This window comes from Micromonospora sp. NBC_00617 (assembly GCF_045161355.1).
Lineage (GTDB): Bacteria > Actinomycetota > Actinomycetes > Mycobacteriales > Micromonosporaceae > Micromonospora.
Genome location: NZ_CP107751.1, coordinates 100320 through 119734, shown reverse-complemented (window position 1 = coordinate 119734; position 19415 = coordinate 100320). Strand labels below are relative to the sequence as shown.

Here is a 19415-nt window from a genome sequence, read left to right as displayed (position 1 = left end):
ACAGCCCTCCACGCAAATACGCGCTAGCTGTCGGCCGGGGCGGTGGCGGCGCGGGCCGCGCCGACCAGGCGGTCGGTTTCGGCGAGCAGGGCCTCGTCGTCCGCCGGTGTGCCAGGATCGAGGCGGACCGTCCAGGTCAGACCGTCCACGCCGGCCACCCGCCGGGCCGCGACCCGGGCCGCGCCGCCGGGCACCGGGTGGTGTTCGGTGTACGCGACGGAGCGCGTCACCCGTGCCCGCACCTGGTGCGGCAGCTCACCCGGGTCGAGCAGCAGATACGTCTCGGCCGGCCCGTCGGTGACCACGGTGTAGCCGTCGCGCTCGACGACCGTCTCGGCGGGCGTGACGGTCAGCTCCCGACCGGACCAGACCGCCTTGAGCACGTCGTGCCAGCCGATGCGGTGCCCCCGCCCGGGCAGCCACAGCCCGAGGTTGCTGGCCACGACGACCCCGTCGCCCTCGCCGTTGCCCGCCGCCGACCAGGCGAGCATCCGCTCGTCGGCGGCCAGGGGTGGCCGGTCGGCCGGCGGCAGCTTCGGCTTGCGGCTGAACAGTCCCATCTAGAGCCCTCCCGCGGCCTGCTCGCGCAACGCCCGGGCATGCTGCTCCAGCGACAGCAGTTCGCCGAAGGCGGCGAAGTACTCGTCCTTGTTGTTGACCGGGTTGATCCGCTGGATGCGCGACTTGAGGTCGCGGATGCGGGCCGTCACCGACCCGAACTGCACCCGGGCCATGGTGATCGACACGTAGCGTGGGTCCGGTTCACCGTCGATCCGCAGCGGCTCCACGGCCAGCTCGCCGACCAGCGCCGCCGAGGCCAGGTCGTCGCAGGCGTCGCGGACCTTCTCGATCCAGACGGCGCCGCCGGTCGCCGACACGGCCCCACCGGCCGCCGCGACGGCCGTCCGCACGGCGACGTGCACCGGGTTGCGGTATTCGGTCGCCTCGACCGCGTCGAACATCGGCCCGGCCAGCACCGGCTGTTGCAGGGCGAGCTTCAACGCCTCGCGCTCGACCATCGCCTGCGGGCTGTCCACCGACGGTTCGGGGCGGGCCGGGGCGGGTCGTGGGGCGGGCGCGGCGTCCCGGCCGCCGGACGGTGGAGTGTTGGCGGCGGCGAGCACCGCCCGCTGCACCGGCTCGATCTCCATGCCGAGGTCCATGGCGAGCTTGCGGACGTACTCCGGGCGCTTCTCCCGGTCTTTCAGTTGCGCGACCAGCGGCGCGGCCCGGCGCATCGCCTCGACCCGGCCGTCGACGGTGTCCAGGTCGAAGCGGCTGATCTCGTGGCGCAGCGCGAAGTCGACCAGGGGCTCGCGCCGAGCGACCAGGTCGCGGACCGCCAGGTCGCCCTTGGCCAACCGCAGGTCGCACGGGTCCATGTTGTCGGGGCTGACCGCGATGAACGTCCGGCCCACGAAGCGCTGGTCGTCGGAGAAGGCACGCAACGCCGCCTTCTGCCCGGCGGCGTCCCCGTCGAAGGTGAAGATGATCTCGCCGGCCACCGAGTCGGTGTCCAGCAGGAGCCGGCGCAGCACCCCGATGTGGTCGGCGCCGAACGCGGTGCCGCAGGTGGCGACCGCCGTCGTCACCCCGGCCAGGTGGCAGGCCATCACGTCGGTGTAGCCCTCGACGATCACCGCCCGGCCCTGCTTGGCGATCTCCCGTTTGGCCTGGTCGATGCCGTAGAGCACGTGTGACTTCTTGTAGATCGGCGTCTCGGGGGTGTTCAGGTACTTCGGGCCGTCGTCGTCGTCGAAGAGCTTGCGCGCGCCGAAGCCGATCACGTCGCCGGCGAGGTCCCGGATCGGCCACAGCAGCCGGCGCCGGAACCGGTCGATCAGCGTGCCCGAGCGGGACTCCCGGGACAGCCCGGCGGTGACCAGCTCCTGATGGGTGAAGCCCTGCTGGCGCAGGTGCTTGGTGAGCAGGTCCCAGCCATCCGGCGCGAACCCGCACCCGTAGCGCTCGGCGGCGGCCCGGTCGAAGCCCCGTTTGGCCAGGAACTCCCGGGCCGGCCGCGCCCCGGCGGTGCTGAGTTGCGCCCGGTAGAAATCGACCGCGGCGGCGTGCGCGGCGACCAGGCGCTGCCGTTGGCCCTGCTGCGGGCGGGGACGCGGGGTGCTCCGGTCGTCCTCGACGTAGCGCAGCTGGATGCCGGCACGCCCGGCCAGCCGCTCGACCGACTCGACGAAGCTGAGGTGCTCCGCGTCCATCAGGAACTTGATCGCGTCGCCGCCGGCCCCGCAGCCGAAGCAGTACCAGACGTTGCGGGCCGGCGAGACGTTGAACGAGGGGCTCTTCTCGTCATGGAACGGGCACAGGCCCTTGAGGTTGCCGCCGCCGGCGGACTTCAGGGTGACCGTCTCGGAGATCACATCCCCGATCGAGGTGCGTTCCCGGACCAGTGCGATGTCCTCGTCCCGGATCCGCCCAGCCATGCGCCACCCCCTCGGCGTACATCCTGCCCTGCCGGACCGACGACACACCGGCCGGGGGACACCGGTGTGGCGGGCGCCGCCGTCGGGCTCACCCGTTCCGGTCCGGCCGCCGGGCCCGCGCGGAAACCATGACCAGGTGCGCAGGGTACGCGCGGCAACCGGCACCTGACGGTCAGGTCGCGGCCGGCTCCTCGGCGGCGACCTGCCGGTTCCAGTCCGCCTTGGTCGAGCGCCAGCCCTCGTCGTCCATGCCGCGCCGCCAGTAGCCGGAGATGGAGAGCCGGTCGGCGGGCACGCCCCGCTCGCCGCGCAGCAGCCGGCGCAGCTCCCGGACGAACGTCGCCTCGCCGTGCACGAAGGCGTGCACCGAACCGGGCGGGAACTCCAGCTCGCGCACCGCCGCCACCAGGGCGTCGCCCACCGGGCGGTCACCCCGGTGCAGCCAGGTCAGCTCCACGGCGCCGGGGCTGAGCAGCTGCTGCTCCTCCGCCGGGTCGGCGATCTCGACGAGGACCCGGGCCGGAGCGCCCAACGGCAGCCGTTCCAGGGCGGCGGCGATCGCCGGCAGGGCGCTCTCGTCGCCGACCAGCAGATGCCAGTCCGCGTCGGGGCTCGGCGCGTACGCCCCGCCGGGGCCGACGAAGTGCACCGGGTCGCCCGGGCGCAGCGCTGCGGCCCACGGGCCGGCCAGCCCCTCGTCGCCGTGGTGCACCACGTCCACGGTCAGCTCCCCGGCCAGCGGGTCCCACCGCCGCACGGTGTACGCGCGCAGCCGGGGCCACTGCTCCCGGGGCAGGTCACGGCGGATCGCGGCGAGGTCCAGCGGCTGCGGGTACGCGACGCCGGGCACCGGAAAGACCAGCTTGATGTAGTGGTCGGTGAACTCGCCCACCGGCAGGCCGGTCAGCTCGTCCCCACCGAGGACGAGCCGGATCAGGTGCGGGGTGGGTCGCTCGGTGCGCAGCACCTGGACCGAGGTGACGTTCCTTGGGCGTTCCGTCATGCACTTAGGTTAGCCTAAGTTGCCGTGCCTGCCTCGGGCAGTGTGCCGCCGCCGACCAGACGGGCGTGCCAGCTCATCGCCCCCGGGTCGGTGAGCGAGGCGATCTGGTCGATCACCACGCGCAGCCGGGCCGCGTCGTCCGGCGCGGCCCGCCACAGCGGGGCGAACACCGGGTCGAGCCCGTCCGGGGCCCGTCCGACCAGCGCCGCCGCCAGCTCGGCCAGCATCGTCCGCTGCCGCTCGTAGCGACCCCGGAAGCCGGTGCGCCGCATCACGTAGCGCAGGGCGATGCCCTTGAGCAGCGCGCACTGTGCCCGGACCCGTCTCGGCACCACCAGATCGGCGGCGTAGCGGCGGTGCGGCCCGGGACCGTACCGCTCCTCGGTGGCCGCCACCGCCGCCGACACGAACCGACCGGTCAGGCCGCTCGTGGTGGCCTTCAGCGCCACCTGGGCACGGTGGCTGCCGTCGTACCCGGCGAGCGGGGCGAGCAGCGGGTCAGCCAGCACCTCGACCAGCACCTCGGCCAGGTCGGCCGGCGACTCCCCGGAGTACGCGGCGGCCACGTCGGCGCAGAGCGCTGCCCGCTCGTCGGAGTCCACGAGCAGCGGGCGCAGCCCGACGTACCCGCCGTGGATGCCGTCCTCCACGTCGTGCACCGAGTACGCGACGTCGTCGGCCCAGTCCATCACCTGCGCCTCCAGGCAGCGCCGGTCGCCGGGCGCATCGGCCCGGATCCAGCCGAAGACCGCCGCGTCGTCGGCGTACACCCCGAACTTGCGCTGCCCGTCGCGGCGCGGCCAGGGGTACTTGCCGATCGCGTCGAGCGACGCCCGGGTGAGGTTCAGTCCGGCCGACGAACCGTCCGGGGCGAGCACCTTCGCCTCCAGGCGGGTCAGCACCCGCAGCGTCTGCGCGTTGCCCTCGAAGCCGCCGCAGGGCGCGGCGAGCAGGTCCAGAGCCGCCTCGCCGTTGTGCCCGAACGGTGGGTGCCCGAGGTCGTGGGCGAGCCCGGCGACGTCCACCACGTCCGGGTCGCACCCCAGCCGGGCGCCCATCTCCCGGGCGATCTGAGCCACCTCCAGCGAGTGGGTCAGCCGGGTCCGCAGGAAGTCGTCGGTGCCGGCGGTGTGCACCTGGGTCTTGGTGGCCAGCCGGCGAAACGCCGCGGAGTGCAGCACCCGGGCGCGGTCGCGCTCGTACGGTGAACGGCGGTGGCCGGTGTCCTTGGGCGGCTCCTCGACCAGCCGGGCGTCGGCGCGGTTCACTTCTGACGCAGGACGCAGAACTCGTTGCCCTCCGGATCGGCCAGGACCGTCCACTCGACGTCACCCTGCCCGATGTCGACGTGCCGGGCGCCCATGTCGACCAGGCGCTCGACCTCGGCCTCCTGATCGACCGGTCGGAGGTCGAGATGCAACCGGTTCTTGCGCTCCTTGCCGTCGCCGACCGGAACGAAGACCAGCCCGGGAAGGCGGTCGGCGGACTGGCGGATCTCCACCTCGTCCGGTCTCTCGGTGACGACCTGGTATCCGAGCGCCTCGGCCCACCAGCGGGCCAGTCGGGCCGGATCGCGGGCGTCGATGGTCAGGTTCTCCCAGACGCTGGTCATACAACCACCTCTCCCGTCGACGGCGGACACAGCCGGCCGTGTGTGAGCGAGCCAAGGTTACGCCCGCCGATGCCGCTCGACCTGCCCGCGACGCAGCACCGGCGCGTGCGCAACCGCCGATCGGTCCCCAGTTGCGGACCGATCGCCCTGGGTTACGGGCTGACGGGCGGAAGTGGCCACCGGTAGCGTTCCCAGCGCGGAAAGTGACCAACCAGCCGAGACGCGGAGCCGACCGCTAGGGAGACGCTCGTGGATGCAGACACGGTGGTGGGAACGGAACTGCTCGGGCTGCGTCGACGCCGGCCCGAGGTCGCCGGCGCCGTGCTGGCCGGCACCGACGGGCTGCTCATCTCCAGCGACCTGCCGAGCACCGACGCCACCCACCTCGCCGCGCTCGCCGCGGCCAGCTACGGGCTCGGTCACCGGGTCGCCGACACGGTCCGGCGGGGTGAGTTCCGCGAGTCGGTGGTGTGCACCACCGACGGCTGCGTGGTCACCTACCCGGCCGGGCGCAGCGCCCTGCTGACACTGGTCACCGGGTCGGCGGCGAAGGATCTGGAGGGGCTGCACGAGGAGGCCCGGGCGGTGGCGCACCGGGCCGGCCGTGTGCTGGACACCCGCGGCGGGGGGATCGGCGCCACCGCGCTGCCCGACGCGCACGCGCCGCTGGCCGTGCGTACCCCGATGGCGACCCTGCCGACGCAGCTGCGCCGCTCGGCCCGACCCACCTGGCGTCGCCCGCCGATCTGAGCGCCGGCGACGGGTCGGCCCACCGCCGATCTGAGCACCGGCGACGGGTCGGCCCACCGCCGGCCTGGGCGCTGGCGACGGCCCGGTCGTGCGGGCCGCCGCCAGCACCCGCGTCAGCGGCTGTCCGACCCGTCGGTCTCCACGGCTGCCCGGCCGGCCTCCAGGCGGGCCACCGGCACCCGGAACGGCGAGCAGGACACGTAGTCCAGGCCGACCTCGTGGAAGAAGTGCACCGAGTCCGGGTCACCGCCGTGCTCACCGCAGATGCCGAGCTTCAGCCCGGGCCGGGCCGCCCGACCCTCCTCGGCGGCGATCCGCACCAGCCGGCCCACGCCGTCCCGGTCGATCGACTCGAACGGCGAGATGCCGAAGATGCCCAACTCCAGGTAGCGCCAGAAGAACGCGCCCTCGACGTCGTCACGGGAGAAGCCCCAGCCCATCTGGGTCAGGTCGTTGGTGCCGAAGGAGAAGAACTCGGCCGCCTCGGCGATCTGCCCGGCGGTCAGCGCCGCCCGGGGCACCTCGATCATGGTGCCGATCAGCACCTCGACGCCGCTGTCACGGACCACCTCAGCGATGATCTTCTCGGCCTCGGCGCGGACCGTCTCCAGCTCCTGCACGGCTCCGACCAGCGGCACCATGATCTCCGGCTTGGCCACCCGACCCTCTCGGGCGCAGGTCACCGCCGCCTCCACGATGGCGCGGACCTGCATCGCGAACAGGCCGGGGATGACCAGGCCGAGGCGGACGCCCCGCAGCCCGAGCATCGGGTTCTCCTCGTGCATCCGCCGGACGGCGGCGAGCAACGCCTCCTCCTTGGCCACGTCCTCGCCACGTTCCTGCGCGACGGCGACGTTGACGGCGAGCTGCTCCAGCGGCGGCAGGAACTCGTGCAGCGGCGGGTCGATCAGCCGGACGGTGACCGGCAGCCCGTCCATCTCCCGGAAGATCTCCTCGAAGTCGGCCCGCTGCAACGGCAGCAGCGCCTCCAGCGCCGCCTCCCGCTCGTCCGCGGCGCGGGCCAGGATCAGCCGCTCGACCAGCTCGCGCCGGTCGCCGAGGAACATGTGCTCGGTGCGGCACAGCCCGATGCCCTCGGCGCCGAAGCGCCGGGCACGGGCGGCGTCCGCGCCGGTGTCGGCGTTCGTGCGGACCGCCAGCCGCCGCCTGCCGTCGGCGTGCGTCATGATCCGGTGTACGGCCCGGACGAGCGCGTTGTCGATGTGCTCGGGGTCGGGGCTGCCCTCGAAGTACTGCACGACCTCCGACGGCATGACCGGGACCTCACCCAGGTACACCTTGCCGGTGGTGCCGTCGATGGAGACGATGTCGCCCTCGTTGACGGTCCGCCCGGCCACGGTGAACCGCCTCGCCGGCACGTTCACGTCGATCGCGTCGGCGCCGGAGACGCAGGTCTTGCCCATTCCCCGGGCCACCACGGCGGCGTGGCTGGTCTTGCCGCCGCGCGAGGTGAGAATGCCCTTGGCAGCGATCATGCCGTTCAGGTCGTCCGGGTTGGTTTCCCGGCGGACCAGGATCACCGACTTGCCCTCGGCAGCCAGCTCGACGGCCCGCGCGGAGGTGAAGACCACCGTGCCGGACGCCGCGCCGGGTGAGGCGCCGATGCCCGTGGCGACCGCCTCGAACTCGTGGTCGAGCTGGAAGCGGGGGAACATGAGCTGGGCGAGCTGTGCGCCGTTGACCCGGTACAGCGCCTCGTCCTCATCGATCAGGCCCTCGTCGACAAGTTGCCCGGCGATGACGAACGCGGCGGCGGCCGTCCGCTTGCCGACCCGGGTCTGCAACATCCACAGCTTGCCGCGTTCGATGGTGAACTCGATGTCGCACAGATCCCGGTAGTGCTCCTCCAGCCGGGCCATGATGCCGAGCAACTCGTCGTAGGACGACTTGTCGAGCTGCTCCAACTCCTGCAACGGCACCGTGTTGCGGATGCCGGCGACGACGTCCTCGCCCTGCGCGTTGGCCAGGTAGTCGCCGTAGATGCCCTGCGCGCCGCTGCCCGGGTCGCGGGTGAAGGCGACGCCGGTGCCCGAGTCGGGGCCGAGGTTGCCGAAGACCATGGTCACCACGTTGACCGCGGTGCCGAGGTCGGCCGGGATGCGCTCCTGGCGGCGGTAGAGCACCGCGCGCTCGGCGTTCCACGACTCGAAGACCGCCCGGATGGCCAGGTCGAGCTGTTCACGCGGCTGCTGCGGGAACTCCCGGCCGGTGTGCTTGGCGAAGATCTTCTTGTACGCGTCGACCAGCCCGCGCAGGTCGTCCGCGTCCAGGTCGAGGTCGTTGTGGGTGCCCTTGGCGCTCTTGGCCTCGTCGAGGGCGTGCTCGAACTCCTCGCCCGGCACCTCGCAGACGGTCTTGCCGAACATCTGAATCAGTCGGCGGTAGGAGTCCCAGGCGAACCTGTCGTTCCCACCCGCTTGCGCGGAGAGCCCGACCACGCTCTGGTCGTTGAGGCCGACGTTGAGGACGGTCTCCATCATGCCGGGCATGGAGAACTTGGCCCCGGAGCGGACGGACACCAGCAGCGGGTCCTGCGGGTCGCCGAGGCGCTTGCCCATCGCCCGTTCCAGCGCCTCCAGGTGCGCCTCGATCTGACCGGCGAGGCCGTCCGGCTCCCGCCCGGTCGCGAGGTACGCCTGGCAGGCCTCGGTCGTGATGGTGAAACCGGGCGGGACGGGCAGGCCGAGGTTGGTCATCTCGGCGAGGTTGGCACCCTTGCCGCCGAGCAGGTCCTTCAGATCCTTGTTGCCCTCGGAGAAGTCGTAGACGTACTTGTGTTCGTCGGTCTCTTGCGCTGCCACCAGAGCCTCCCACGCGCGCCGGATTGACACTTAACGAAGGTTCAGGGCGAAGGTTAAGCGAAGATCGGATGGCCTGGGACCGTTCGGTGACAATAGGCACAGCCATCACGACTATCCGCGTTCGTACCGGTTTTTGGGAACGCTTCCACGCGCACGATCACGCATCTCCGCCGGTCCTCGTATTCTTGACGGCACTGGTTCTGCCGAAGCTCGCTTTTGCCATATCCGACGCGAATAACCCCCTCCGGAGCCGTCGTCGTGTCATCCCTTCCGCTCTCCTCCCCCGCCCCCGAGCCGACTCCGACGGCCACCGTCGCCGCCTCGACCGCAGTGCCCGCACACCAGCCGGCGGCCGGCGACCTGGCTGTGCTCGCCGCGCGGGCGGCCGGCGACGACCTGCTCGCCCCTGCGGTACGCCTCGACAGCGTCGTACCGGCACCGGAACAGGTCGAAGCGGACCCCACCGCGTCCTTCGTACTCACCGCGGACACGGCCATCCAGGTCACCGCCGACCCGGGCGCCCGCGCGGTGGCCGACCACCTCGCCGAGCTGCTCCGACCGGCAACCGGGTTCCTCCTGCCGGTCGCCGACACCCGTGCGGTCGGGCCGACCGGCACACTGACGCTCACCCTGGCCGCCACGCCCGCCGGCCCGGCCCCCGCTATCGAGCGATCAACCACCGACCTCGGGGCGGAGGGCTACCGGCTCGACGTGGCCGGCGCCGGGGTACGCCTCGTCGCCGGCACCCCAACCGGCCTCTTCTACGGCGTCCAGACGCTCCGGCAACTGCTCCCCGCCGCCGTGGAGAGCTCGACGCCGGTGACCACGCGCTGGGCGCTGCCCGGCGGCACGATCCTGGACCGCCCCCGCTTCCCCTACCGGGGCGCGATGCTCGACGTGGCGCGACACTTCTTCGCCGTCGAGGACGTCCTGCGGGTGATCGACCACCTCGCCCGCTACAAGCTCAACCACCTGCACCTGCACCTCACCGACGACCAGGGGTGGCGCATCGCCGTCGACTCCTGGCCGAAGCTGGCCACCGTCGGCGGGGCGAGCGAGGTCGGCGGCGGCCCCGGCGGGCACTACACCAAGGCGGACTACCGGCGGATCGTCTCCCACGCGGCCTCCCGGCACGTCACCCTGGTCCCGGAGATCGACCTGCCCGGCCACACCAACGCGGCGCTCGTCGCGTACCCCCAGCTCGCACCGGACAAGCTCGCGCCACCGCCGTACACCGGCACCGAGGTCGGCTTCAGCTACGTCGACCCGGCCGACGAGCAGACGTACGACTTCATCGCCGACGTGCTCGGCGAGGTGGCCGCCCTCACCCCCGGCCCGTGGCTGCACATCGGCGGCGACGAGGCGTTCAAGGTCAAGGGTGCGGTCTACACCGATTTCGTGGAGCGGGCGCAGCGGATCGTCGCCGACACCGGCAAGGCCGTGGTGGGCTGGCACCAGCTCGCCCCAGCGGCGCACCTCGACGGGCGGGTCCTGCAGTGGTGGGGCACCGACGCCGAAGATCCCACCACGGCCGACGCGGTCCGGCGGGGCGCTCGGCTGATCCTCTCCCCCGGCAACCACGCCTACCTGGACATGAAGTACGCCGAGAACACCCCGATCGGGCACGACTGGGCCGGCCTCATCGACGTACGTCGGGCGTACGACTGGGATCCGGGCACGCACGTCGCCGACGTGCCCAGCACGGCCGTCCTCGGCGTGGAAGCCCCGCTGTGGACCGAATCGGTCACCTCGCTCACCGACATCGAGTTCATGCTGTTCCCCCGGTTGCCCGCCATCGCCGAGCTGGGCTGGTCACCCCGGGCCGCGCACGACTGGGCCGGGTTCCGCGAGCGCCTGGCCGGGCACGGCCCGCGCTGGTCCACCGCCGGGATCACCTTCCACCGTGCCCCCGAGATCCCCTGGCCGGCGACCCCCACGGTCCCCCGGCAGAACCGCGCACCCCAGAACGACACGACAACCCACTGAAGGCGCGACAGACCGCGAGGTCTGCGCCTCCGGCGACATGCCGCCCACCGACGGACACCGTGCACGGCACGTTCCGGCGGTCATGATCGTGCTCGATCGTGGCCTCGCCGCCTGGTGGGGCCCTGTTTCCTGGATCGAGCACGATCATCAGACTGGGCGCAGGTCCGTGCGGGGGTGATCGTCTCGGGTTCGGCGATGTCGGGGTGTCCCTCGCGTCCGGAAACCCCATGTGGGCCCTGTTTCCAGGATCGAGCACGATCGTGAGGCAGCCACACGGCCCCATGCGGGGGTTGATCGACTCGAATTCGGCGATGTCGGGGTGTCCCGCACGCCCGGATACCCCGACATCGGCGAAGTCGCGTCGATCACCACCGGGCGGTGTCGGATGTCCGTTTCTGGTGGACGGTTTGTTCGCTTCCGATGGCAGCGTCCCGTGGTCGGCGGCACCCGGGCGGCGGAATCGGTGACCCGGCGGGGTCGTTATACCTGGCATGGCGCCGCGCCCCCGGGCTAGCGGCGCACGGCAGCCGCCGGGAACACCCGCCCGACCGGCACGGTTATACCCCCCGCACAGCCGAGCATCACCACTGGCCGGCCTGTGTGGCAACCGCCGGGAACACCCGCCGGGCCGCCACGGTTACACCCCCCGCACGGCCGAGCACCACCACCGGCCGGAGCGTGTGACAGCCGCCGGGAACACCCGCCCGGCCGGCACGGTTACACCCCCCGCACGGCCGAGCACCACCACCGGCCGTCTCCGGTCCGGGAGGAACGTCGGCGGAATGCCCCGCCACCCGGACCCGTTGCACCACCTCCCGGGGACACTCCCGTGCAGCCCCCTGTCGGGCCGCCGGGTCGGGTCCCTCGTGAACTTTCCCGCTCGGCACACCACCCCCCCGTTTGTGTGTCGTCGCGTTTTCCCCCGAGGCAGAGGAGCACGCCATCATGCGTACCGATCTGATTCGTAAGACCGCCCTGACCGCCGCTGGTCTCGCGTTCACCGGCGGCGCCATCGCCGGCCCCGTGACCACCGCCTACGCCGCGTCCGAAGCCAAGCCCGCGACCACCACGCAGTCCGACCGCAAGCCTTCGGGTGAGCGTCAGCTCGGAGTGCGGTACGAGGCGCAGCCGAACTTCTACTACTGCGGCCCCGCCGCCGCCCGTAACGCCCTGAGCGTGCAGGGCAAGGACATCAGCGTGGACGCCATGGCCAAGGAGATGGGCACCACCGAGGCCGGCACCAACAGCATCAACGACATCACCCCGGTGTTGAACAAGGAGACCGGTAAGAACGACGCCTACCGCAGCGTCGAGATCAGCAAGCCCACCGCCGACGCCAAGCAGACCGACCAACTGCGCGCCGACATCGTCAAGACCGTCGACAACGGCCGCGCCGTGGTCGCCAACATCGCCGGCACCACCACCGACACCAACGGCGGTGTGCACTCCTTCGAAGGCGGGCACTACATCAGCGTCGTCGGCTACCGCGACAACGGCAACACCGTCACCATCGCCGACTCCGCCGACCCCAACACCGCCTCCTACCAGGTGAGCGTCGAGCACCTCGCCGACTGGATCGCCACCCGCGGCTACGCCACCAGCTGACCCCACCCAACACACCACCGACAAGGGCCGGACCCCACCACGGGGCCCGGCCCTTTCGGCATGCTGTCAGTCGGTCGCAAAGCGCGCCTCCGCCCCGCGCCAAGCGACCCGGCTCCTCGGCCCACCTGCCCGGAACATAAGCGGATCTTGGACAGTTTCCGTTAGCGCCGCCCAACGGAAACTGTCCAAGATCTGCGCGTTCAGGTAGGACGATCGAGTCGACGCGCGGCGGCGCGGGTGAGGGAGCTGCCCCTTGGCCGCTCCAAGCCACATCAGCGGCGGCGTCGGTAAGCACGATCGGCGGCTCTGACGCATCGTCCGGCGGGACCCCGGTAGGCCACCCGCGCACACGGTCGGTCGCGGGTCAGCCGCCGGAGTCGTCCATCTCGGCGCCCTCGGGGACGGTGTCGTCGTCCCGGCTGGCCAGCCAGCCGTCCGGGAGGAAGACCTTGCCCGGCGAGTTGGTACGCCCGCGCGGCTGCCCCAGGGCGGCCACCGGGAACGGCTCGGTCGGGTCGAGCTTGCCGAGCAGGTCGTCGAGCTGGGCCAGGCTCTCGATCATCGCCAGCGAGCGGCGCAGTTCGCCGCCCACCGGGAAGCCCTTCAGATACCAGGCGACGTGCTTGCGGAAGTCGGTGCAGCCGTCGCGCTCACCCCGGGCCGGGTTGCGGGCGCCGGCCACGAACTGGTCGACGAGCAGCTCGGCGTGCCGGCGCATGGTCACCGCCACCTCGCCGAGGGTGGGCAGACGCCGTTCGGGCCGGCCGTTGAAGGCGGCCTCCAGGTCGGCGAAGAGCCACGGTCGGCCGAGGCAGCCCCGACCGATCACCACGCCGTCGACCCCGGTGTGGGCGACCATCCGCAGCGCGTCGTCGGCCTCCCAGATGTCGCCGTTGCCGAGCACCGGCACGTCAAGGGCCTGCTTCAGGGTGGCGATCGCGTCCCAGTCGGCGGTGCCCGAGTAGCGCTGCGCGGCCGTCCGCCCGTGCAGGGCCACCGCGGCCACGCCGGCGTCCTGGGCGGCGAGCCCCGCTTCGACGTACGTCAGGTGGTCGTCATCGATGCCCTTGCGCATCTTCACGGTGACCGGCACCCCGGAGGGTGCGGCGGCGTCCACCGCGGCCCGCACCAGGCGGGCGAAGAGCCTGCGTCGCCACGGGAGCGCCGCGCCGCCGCCCCGCCGGGTGACCTTGGGGACCGGGCAGCCGAAGTTGAGGTCGATGTGGTCGGCCAGATTGCGCTCGACGACGATCCGTACGGCGGCGGCAGTGACCTCCGGGTCGGTGCCGTAGAGCTGGAGGCTGCGCGGCTGTTCGTCGTCGCCGAACGCGATCATGCGGAGCGTCTTCGGGTTGCGCTCGACCAGCGCACGGGTCGTGATCATCTCGCAGACGTAGATGCCGCCGCCCTGCTCGCGGCAGAGCCGGCGGAACCCGACGTTCGTGATCCCGGCCATCGGCGCGAGCACCACCGGCGGCGACACCTGGTACGGCCCGAGGGCCAGCGGGCGCAGCGCGGGAACGGTCGAGGCGGTCACCGCCCAAGTGTAAGGAAGGGCCCCTGCTTAACGCCTAGTGCATAGGAAGGGGCCCTTCCTAACACGACGCATATCACACCGCGCGATGATCGACGGAGTTGTCCACAGCCGGCAGGAGTTTCCACAGGCCGTACGACCGGGCGGGACACGGCCTGGTTCCGGCGGTCAGGCTGCGGTCATGCGTGAACATCCACCCGAGCTGGCGGCAACGGCCGAGCGGCAGCAGCAGATCGCCACCCGGGCTCAGTTGCTCGCCGCCGGCTACGACGACATGTACCTGTACCGCCAGGCCCGGCGCGGCCAGTGGCAACGCGTCCTGCCAGCGACGTACGCCCTGTTCACGGGCATACTGACCGAGGAACAACGGCGGATCTCCGCAGCGCTCTACGCCGGGCCGCAGGCGCAGCTCACCAGCTTGGCCGCGCTCGCCTGGTACGGGTTTCGGCAGATTCCGCGTAACACCGACGTACACCTGGTGGTGCCGCACCACGCGCGGCGCCGGTCGGCGGGCTACGCCCTTGTTCGGCGAGCCCTGACGCTGGACGCCCGGCCGCGTTCGAGCGCGCCCTACCCCGTTTGCTCGCCGGCACGGGCGGTGGTGGACGCCGCCCGCGACCTTGGGCAGCTTCGCCCGGTGCGGGCCATCGTCGCCGAGTCCGTCCAGCGCGGCTTCACCGACCTCGCCAGGCTTGATGAGGAGATCCGCCGGGCGCGGCGCAGTCGCACCGCGCTGATCAGGATGGCGTACGCGGAGGTCGTGGCCGGCACCCGGTCGGCTCCGGAGGCGGATCTGCGCGAGTGCCTGGCGGACAGCCCGATTCTGTCGCAGATTCGGTGGAATCCCCGCCTTCGTACGCTCGACGGGGCGGTGTTACCGACGCCGGACGGATACCTGACCGACTCGGCGGTGGCGCTGGAGGTCGATTCGCAGGAGTACCACTTCAGCCCGAGCGACTGGGCTCGGACGCTGGAGCGGCACAACGAGCTGAGTCGGCACGGTGTCCTGGTTCTGCACGTCACGCCAGCACAGCTCCGGCGCCATCCAGACCGCATTCGACGAACTGTCGAGGACGCGTACGAGTCCCGGCAGGGCGTCGGCGCCACGCTCCGGGTCCGGGTCGATCCAGCCGGCCCGGAGCAGGCGAGGGCCTGATCGAGTACGGGCGCTCCGCTCAGCTCGCTCAACTCAGTTCAGCTCGCGCAGCAGCGAAGTTAGGAAGGGGCCCCTCCTATACCTGAGGCGTTAAGAAGGGGCCCTTCCTTACACCTCAGCAGCCGGGGAGGCGCTCGATCAGGTAGCGCTCGACCTGGTCCAGCGAGACGCGCTCCTGGCCCATGGTGTCCCGGTTCCGCACCGTCACGGCGTTGTCGTCCAGCGTGTCGAAGTCGACAGTCACGCAGAACGGGGTGCCGATCTCGTCCTGCCGGCGGTAGCGGCGGCCGATCGCCTGCGAGTCGTCGAACTCCACCACCCAGCGCTTGCGCAGCAGCGTGGCGAGGTCCTTGGCCTTGGGCGACAGGGCCTCGTTACGCGACAGCGGCAGCACGGCCACCTTCACCGGGGCCAGGCGCGGGTCGAACCGCATGACCGTGCGTTTGTCCACGCCGCCCTTGGTGTTCGGCGCCTCGTCCTCGTCGTACGCCTCCAGCAGGAAGGCGAGCACCGCGCGGGTCAGACCCGCGGCCGGCTCGATGACGTACGGCATCCAGCGTTCGCCCTTGGTCTGGTCGAAGTACGACAGGTCGACGCCGGAGTGCTTGCTGTGCGTGGAGAGGTCGAAGTCGGTGCGATTGGCGACACCCTCCAACTCGGCGAACTCGGTGCCGCCGAACTGGAAGCGGTACTCGATGTCGACCGTGCGCTTCGAGTAGTGCGAGAGCTTCTCGGCAGGGTGCTCGTACAGGCGCAGGTTGTCCGCCGAGAGCCCGAGGTCGAGGTACCAGTTCCAGCGCTCCTGGAGCCAGTACTCGTGCCACTCTTCGTCGGAGCCCGGCTCGACGAAGAACTCCATCTCCATCTGCTCGAACTCGCGGGTGCGGAAGATGAAGTTGCCCGGGGTGATCTCGTTGCGGAACGACTTGCCGGTCTGCGCGATGCCGAACGGCGGCTTCTTGCGCGCGGCGGTCGCCACGTTGTTGTAGTTCACGAAGATGCCCTGGGCGGTCTCCGGGCGCAGGTAGTGCAGCCCTTCGTCGCTCTCCACCGGACCCAGGTACGTCTTCATCAGGCCGTTGAACATCTTCGGCTCGGTGAAGGTGCCCTTGTTGCCGCAGTTGGGGCAGTTGACCTCCGCGAGCGAGGTGGGCGCGTGGCCGTGCTTGGCCTCGTACGCCTCCTCGATGTGGTCGGCCCGGAACCGCTTGTGGCAGAACTGGCACTCGGTGAGCGGGTCGACGAACTCGGCGATGTGGCCGGACGCCTCCCACACCTTGCGGGCCAGGATCACCGCGGAGTCCAGGCCGACGACGTCGTCGCGCTGCTGGACCATGGTCTTCCACCACTGCCGGCGGACGTTCTCCTTCAGCTCCACGCCGAGCGGACCGTAGTCCCACGCCGACCGGGTGCCTCCGTAGATCTCGCTGGAGGGGAAGACGAAGCCTCGGCGCTTGGCGAGGCTGACGACGGCGTCGATACGGTCGGCTGGCATGTTTCCTCCTACGCCGGCTGGCGGTCGGCGGGGGCGAGATGTGGATGGATCGGTCGGTTCGGGACAACGGTACGACCACCGGTGTCCCGAGCCCAGGAGAATACCGGGGGCGGGTCAGCTCACCCCGCAGACCTCCAAGCCGCCGGTCTGACCGTCCGGGCCCAGGCTGACCTGCTGCCGCTCCCGGTCGCCGCCGTCGAGGGTCACGTCGACCGGGACGGTCAGGTTGGTGGTGTCCACCTCACCCACCCGGAACGCGGCGACCTGTGGCTCGGCGGCCGCCCGTCGCTCGAACTCGGGGCGGGACTCGCGCCGCTGCGCGTCGTCGCAGAGCTGGTCGTACGCCCGGCCGTAGTTTCGCTCGACGAGCGCCTGGTAGTAGTTGCCGGTCACCGTGCGGCCCTGCTCGCGGACCGCCTGCACGCCGCTCACGGCCAGGCCGACGACGGCCGTGCCTCCGCCGCCACAGCAGAGCAGCACGGCGAGGGCGCCGACGCCGAGGCCGATCCAGAGCCGGGTCCGGCGGCCCTCGGTGGGCGGCGCGGCGAACGGCGGAGCCACACCGGGACCGGGCGGCGGGGCAGGTGCGGTCATAGGAGCAGGGTAGTGCCCGGCGGCTCAGCGGTAAGGACCAGCGGCCCGATCACTCTCGGCTACCACCACGGCTCCCCCGGGTGCGGCGCTGGCCAGCGCCTCGTACGCGGACGGCTCGTCGACCGACTCGGCGAGCAACGGCACCGCGGTCACCTTGACCTCGAAGGCGCCCAGCGCCCGCCGGTAGGTGCCGACCGACTCCCACTCGGTGAGCAGTGTCCAGTACCGGGGGTCGTCCAGGGCCCGGACCAGTTGGCCGCGCAGGTAGCCGGGGCAGGCGGCCAGCGCGGTGAGGGCGGCGTGCGCCCGTTCGGTGAAGCCGTCGGCGACATCGACGTCGACCACGAACCGGTTGGTCACCAGCACCGGGGGTTCCTCCTCGTAGAGTCTGTGGGATGCAGCGTACGCAGCGCCCTCTGCTGGCCCGGTTGGCCGGGGCGAACCCGACGTCGGTGTTCCTGCTCACCCTGGTGGTGGTGCTGGTGGCGTTCTTCACGCCGGGGGTGGTCGGCGGGCTGCTGACGCTGGCCCTCGCCGCCGCCCTGATCGCCCTGTTGGCGACCACCTGGCCGGTTCAGGCGCCGCAGACCCGGCTGATCCGGCTGCTGATGCTGACTCTCCTGGTCACGGTGGGCCTGGCGAAGCTGCTCTGACATGCACGCATGCGTTTTTGACAATCATTGTCGTTACCACGGACAGTTGGGGACATGACCAACCGCACCACGTCCCGCGTCCTGGCCGCCGCGACGGCCCTGCTCGCCCTGGGCGCCGTCGCCGGCTGCTCCACCGGCGGCGCGGCCGGCGCCGATCCGCAACGGGTCGACGTGGTGGCCGCGTTCTACCCACTCCAGTTCCTCGCCGAGCGCATCGGCGGTGACGCGGTCCACGTGACCAACCTGGCCAAGCCGGGCGCCGAGCCGCACGACCTGGAGCTGAGCCCCCGCCAGGTCAGTCAGGTCACCGAGGCCGAGCTGATCGTCTACCTGAAGGGCTTCCAGCCCGCGGTGGACGAGACGGTCGCGCAGGACGACGACGCCCCGGTGTTCGACGTGGCCGGCGTGCAGCCGCTGTTGGACGCGAGCGTCGGCGGCCACAACCACGAGGGCGAGGATGAGCAGGGCGAGGAGCAGCACGCTCACGCCCAGGACCCGCACGTCTGGCTCGACCCGACCCGGCTCGCCGCCATCGGCGACCAGCTCGCCCAGCGGCTCGGCGAGGTCGACGCGGACCACGCCGCCGACTACACCGCCCGGGCCACCGCGCTGCGCGCCGACCTGACGGCCCTCGACGGCGAGTTCACCCAGGGTCTCGCGACCTGCCAGCGGCGGGAGATCGTGACCAGCCACACCGCGTTCGGCTACCTGGCCGACCGCTACCGACTCGAACAGGTCGGCATCACCGGGCTGAGCCCGGACGTCGAGCCCTCGCCGCAGCGGCTCGCCCAGGTCATCGAGGAGGCGAAGACACACCACGCCAGCACGATCTTCTTCGAGGCGCTGGTCAGCCCGAAGGTCGCCGAGACCATCGCCGGCCAGGTCGGCGCGAAGACCGCGGTGCTCGACCCGATCGAAGGACTCGCCGCAGACAGCGGCTCCGACTACCTTTCGGTGATGCGTACCAACCTGCAGACCCTGCGGACGGCGTTGAGCTGCTCGTGAGCGCCCCCGTCATCACCGTCGAGCACGGCGCGGTCGGCTACGACGGCCGCCCGGTGCTCCGGGACGTCTCGCTCACCGTGACCGCCGGGGAGGTGGTCGCGGTGCTCGGCGCCAACGGCTCCGGCAAGTCCACGCTGATCCGCGCGATCCTCGGCCTGGTGCCGCTCAGCGCCGGCTCGATCACCCTCTTCGACCGGCCGTTGCGCCAGTTCCGCCAGTGGCAGCGCATCGGGTACGTCCCGCAGCGCCTCGGGGCCGGCGGAGGCGTGCCCGCCACCGTTCGCGAGGTGGTGGCGTCCGGCCGACTGGCCCGCCGGGGGATCCTGCGCCCGCCCGGCGCGGCCGACCGGGCCGCCGTCGACGCGGCCCTGCGCGCGGTCGGGCTCGCCGACCGGGCTGCCGACCCGGTGTCCACCCTCTCCGGCGGTCAGCAGCAGCGCACCCTGATCGCCCGTGCGCTGTCCGGCCGGCCGGAGCTGCTGATCCTCGACGAGCCCACCGCCGGGGTGGACGCGGCCAGCCAGGAGGCGTTCGCGGGCGCGCTGCGTGACTTCGTCGCCGACGGCGGGACGGTGCTGCTGGTGGCACACGAGTTGGGTCCGCTGCGACCGGTGATCAGCCGGGCGGTCGTCGTCCACCAGGGCGGCGTCTGTCACGACGGCCCGGTTCCGGACCCGGCCGGCCACCACGCGGATCCCGACCACGACCACGTGCACCCGCACGGTCCCGACGAGCCCGCCGGACTGTGGAGCAACTGAC

Annotated in this window: 16 protein-coding genes and 1 pseudogene; 7 read left to right on the top strand and 10 right to left on the bottom strand. The window is 71.8% G+C overall.

Translation table 11 applies throughout. The features are described from left to right. Positions 1-23: 23 nt before the first annotated feature. From OG505_RS00580 to OG505_RS00560, 5 genes and pseudogenes are all read right to left on the bottom strand, one after another. Positions 24-560 carry a hypothetical protein gene (locus tag OG505_RS00580; RefSeq protein WP_405430204.1) on the bottom strand — a complete coding sequence of 179 codons (537 nt, stop codon included), beginning with the start codon at positions 558-560 and terminating at the stop codon, positions 24-26. Beyond that, positions 561-2463: pseudogene (dnaG, locus tag OG505_RS00575) on the bottom strand (DNA primase). It abuts the gene before it with no gap. Between the two features lie 150 nt (positions 2464-2613). Further along, positions 2614-3444, bottom strand: a complete 831-nt coding sequence (locus tag OG505_RS00570; RefSeq protein ID WP_405430203.1) for a siderophore-interacting protein — start codon at positions 3442-3444, stop codon at positions 2614-2616. Between the two features lie 14 nt (positions 3445-3458). Then, a complete protein-coding gene (locus OG505_RS00565) occupies positions 3459-4712 on the bottom strand; it encodes a deoxyguanosinetriphosphate triphosphohydrolase (protein WP_405430202.1) in 1254 nt (417 codons plus the stop codon). After that, positions 4709-5056 carry a VOC family protein gene (locus OG505_RS00560; RefSeq protein WP_405430200.1) on the bottom strand — a complete coding sequence of 116 codons (348 nt, stop codon included), beginning with the start codon at positions 5054-5056 and terminating at the stop codon, positions 4709-4711. Before OG505_RS00560 ends, OG505_RS00565 begins: the two co-directional genes overlap by 4 nt. A gap of 249 nt (positions 5057-5305) precedes the next feature. Between OG505_RS00560 and OG505_RS00555 the strand changes: the two genes are divergently transcribed. Further along, complete coding sequence (locus OG505_RS00555; RefSeq protein ID WP_405430199.1) at positions 5306-5806, top strand: roadblock/LC7 domain-containing protein; 501 nt, start codon at positions 5306-5308, stop codon at positions 5804-5806. A gap of 113 nt (positions 5807-5919) precedes the next feature. Here the strand turns inward: OG505_RS00555 and ppdK are convergent, their stop codons facing one another. Beyond that, on the bottom strand, positions 5920-8628 hold the full coding sequence (ppdK, locus tag OG505_RS00550; protein ID WP_405430197.1) for a pyruvate, phosphate dikinase: 2709 nt from the start codon (positions 8626-8628) through the stop codon (positions 5920-5922). 258 nt (positions 8629-8886) lie between these two features. Here ppdK and OG505_RS00545 point away from each other — a divergent pair, with 258 nt between their 5' ends. Both OG505_RS00545 and OG505_RS00540 read left to right on the top strand, forming a co-directional pair. Then, positions 8887-10614, top strand: a complete 1728-nt coding sequence (locus OG505_RS00545; protein WP_405430196.1) for a beta-N-acetylhexosaminidase — start codon at positions 8887-8889, stop codon at positions 10612-10614. A 945-nt stretch (positions 10615-11559) separates the two neighbouring features. Further along, positions 11560-12219: a C39 family peptidase gene (locus OG505_RS00540; RefSeq protein WP_405430195.1), complete on the top strand. Its 660-nt coding sequence runs from the start codon at positions 11560-11562 to the stop codon at positions 12217-12219. 364 nt (positions 12220-12583) lie between these two features. On the opposite strand, the gene dusB is transcribed toward OG505_RS00540, so the two are convergent. Then, complete coding sequence (gene dusB, locus OG505_RS00535) at positions 12584-13756, bottom strand: tRNA dihydrouridine synthase DusB (protein WP_405430194.1); 1173 nt, start codon at positions 13754-13756, stop codon at positions 12584-12586. A 178-nt stretch (positions 13757-13934) separates the two neighbouring features. Between dusB and OG505_RS00530 the strand changes: the two genes are divergently transcribed. Continuing rightward, complete coding sequence (locus OG505_RS00530) at positions 13935-14909, top strand: type IV toxin-antitoxin system AbiEi family antitoxin domain-containing protein (RefSeq protein ID WP_405430193.1); 975 nt, start codon at positions 13935-13937, stop codon at positions 14907-14909. Positions 14910-15024: 115 nt separating this feature from the next. Here the strand turns inward: OG505_RS00530 and OG505_RS00525 are convergent, their stop codons facing one another. The 3 genes from OG505_RS00525 to OG505_RS00515 form a co-directional block, all read right to left on the bottom strand. Beyond that, on the bottom strand, positions 15025-16404 hold the full coding sequence (locus OG505_RS00525) for a glycine--tRNA ligase (RefSeq protein WP_405430192.1): 1380 nt from the start codon (positions 16402-16404) through the stop codon (positions 15025-15027). A 114-nt stretch (positions 16405-16518) separates the two neighbouring features. Beyond that, the gene (locus tag OG505_RS00520; protein WP_405430190.1) at positions 16519-16998 is read right to left on the bottom strand and encodes a hypothetical protein; all 480 of its coding nucleotides are present in this window, start codon (positions 16996-16998) and stop codon (positions 16519-16521) included. A 24-nt stretch (positions 16999-17022) separates the two neighbouring features. Beyond that, positions 17023-17364, bottom strand: coding sequence for an antibiotic biosynthesis monooxygenase family protein (locus OG505_RS00515; RefSeq protein ID WP_405430188.1), 342 nt, complete (start codon positions 17362-17364; stop codon positions 17023-17025). A 29-nt stretch (positions 17365-17393) separates the two neighbouring features. On the opposite strand from OG505_RS00515, the gene OG505_RS00510 reads away from it, so the two are divergent. The 3 genes from OG505_RS00510 to OG505_RS00500 are packed head-to-tail and all read left to right on the top strand — an operon-like array spanning position 17394 to position 19414. Then, positions 17394-17651, top strand: coding sequence for a hypothetical protein (locus OG505_RS00510; protein WP_354854653.1), 258 nt, complete (start codon positions 17394-17396; stop codon positions 17649-17651). Positions 17652-17705: 54 nt separating this feature from the next. Beyond that, the gene (locus tag OG505_RS00505) at positions 17706-18656 is read left to right on the top strand and encodes a metal ABC transporter substrate-binding protein (RefSeq protein WP_405430186.1); all 951 of its coding nucleotides are present in this window, start codon (positions 17706-17708) and stop codon (positions 18654-18656) included. Further along, entirely contained in the window at positions 18653-19414 is a 762-nt protein-coding gene (locus tag OG505_RS00500) for a metal ABC transporter ATP-binding protein (RefSeq protein ID WP_405430185.1), read from the top strand. Before OG505_RS00505 ends, OG505_RS00500 begins: the two co-directional genes overlap by 4 nt. Position 19415: the final 1 nt, after the last annotated feature.

What these genes read in the sequence shown, in the direction of transcription:
- OG505_RS00580 (WP_405430204.1), bottom strand. Translation starts at nt 560, where the DNA reads ATGGGACTGTTCAGCCGCAAGCCGAAGCTGCCGCCGGCCGACCGGCCA.
- OG505_RS00570 (WP_405430203.1), bottom strand. Translation starts at nt 3,444, where the DNA reads ATGACGGAACGCCCAAGGAACGTCACCTCGGTCCAGGTGCTGCGCACC.
- OG505_RS00560 (WP_405430200.1), bottom strand. Translation starts at nt 5,056, where the DNA reads ATGACCAGCGTCTGGGAGAACCTGACCATCGACGCCCGCGATCCGGCC.
- OG505_RS00540 (WP_405430195.1), top strand. Translation starts at nt 11,560, where the DNA reads ATGCGTACCGATCTGATTCGTAAGACCGCCCTGACCGCCGCTGGTCTC.
- OG505_RS00530 (WP_405430193.1), top strand. Translation starts at nt 13,935, where the DNA reads ATGCGTGAACATCCACCCGAGCTGGCGGCAACGGCCGAGCGGCAGCAG.
- OG505_RS00525 (WP_405430192.1), bottom strand. Translation starts at nt 16,404, where the DNA reads ATGCCAGCCGACCGTATCGACGCCGTCGTCAGCCTCGCCAAGCGCCGA.
- OG505_RS00520 (WP_405430190.1), bottom strand. Translation starts at nt 16,998, where the DNA reads ATGACCGCACCTGCCCCGCCGCCCGGTCCCGGTGTGGCTCCGCCGTTC.
- OG505_RS00510 (WP_354854653.1), top strand. Translation starts at nt 17,394, where the DNA reads ATGCAGCGTACGCAGCGCCCTCTGCTGGCCCGGTTGGCCGGGGCGAAC.
- OG505_RS00505 (WP_405430186.1), top strand. Translation starts at nt 17,706, where the DNA reads ATGACCAACCGCACCACGTCCCGCGTCCTGGCCGCCGCGACGGCCCTG.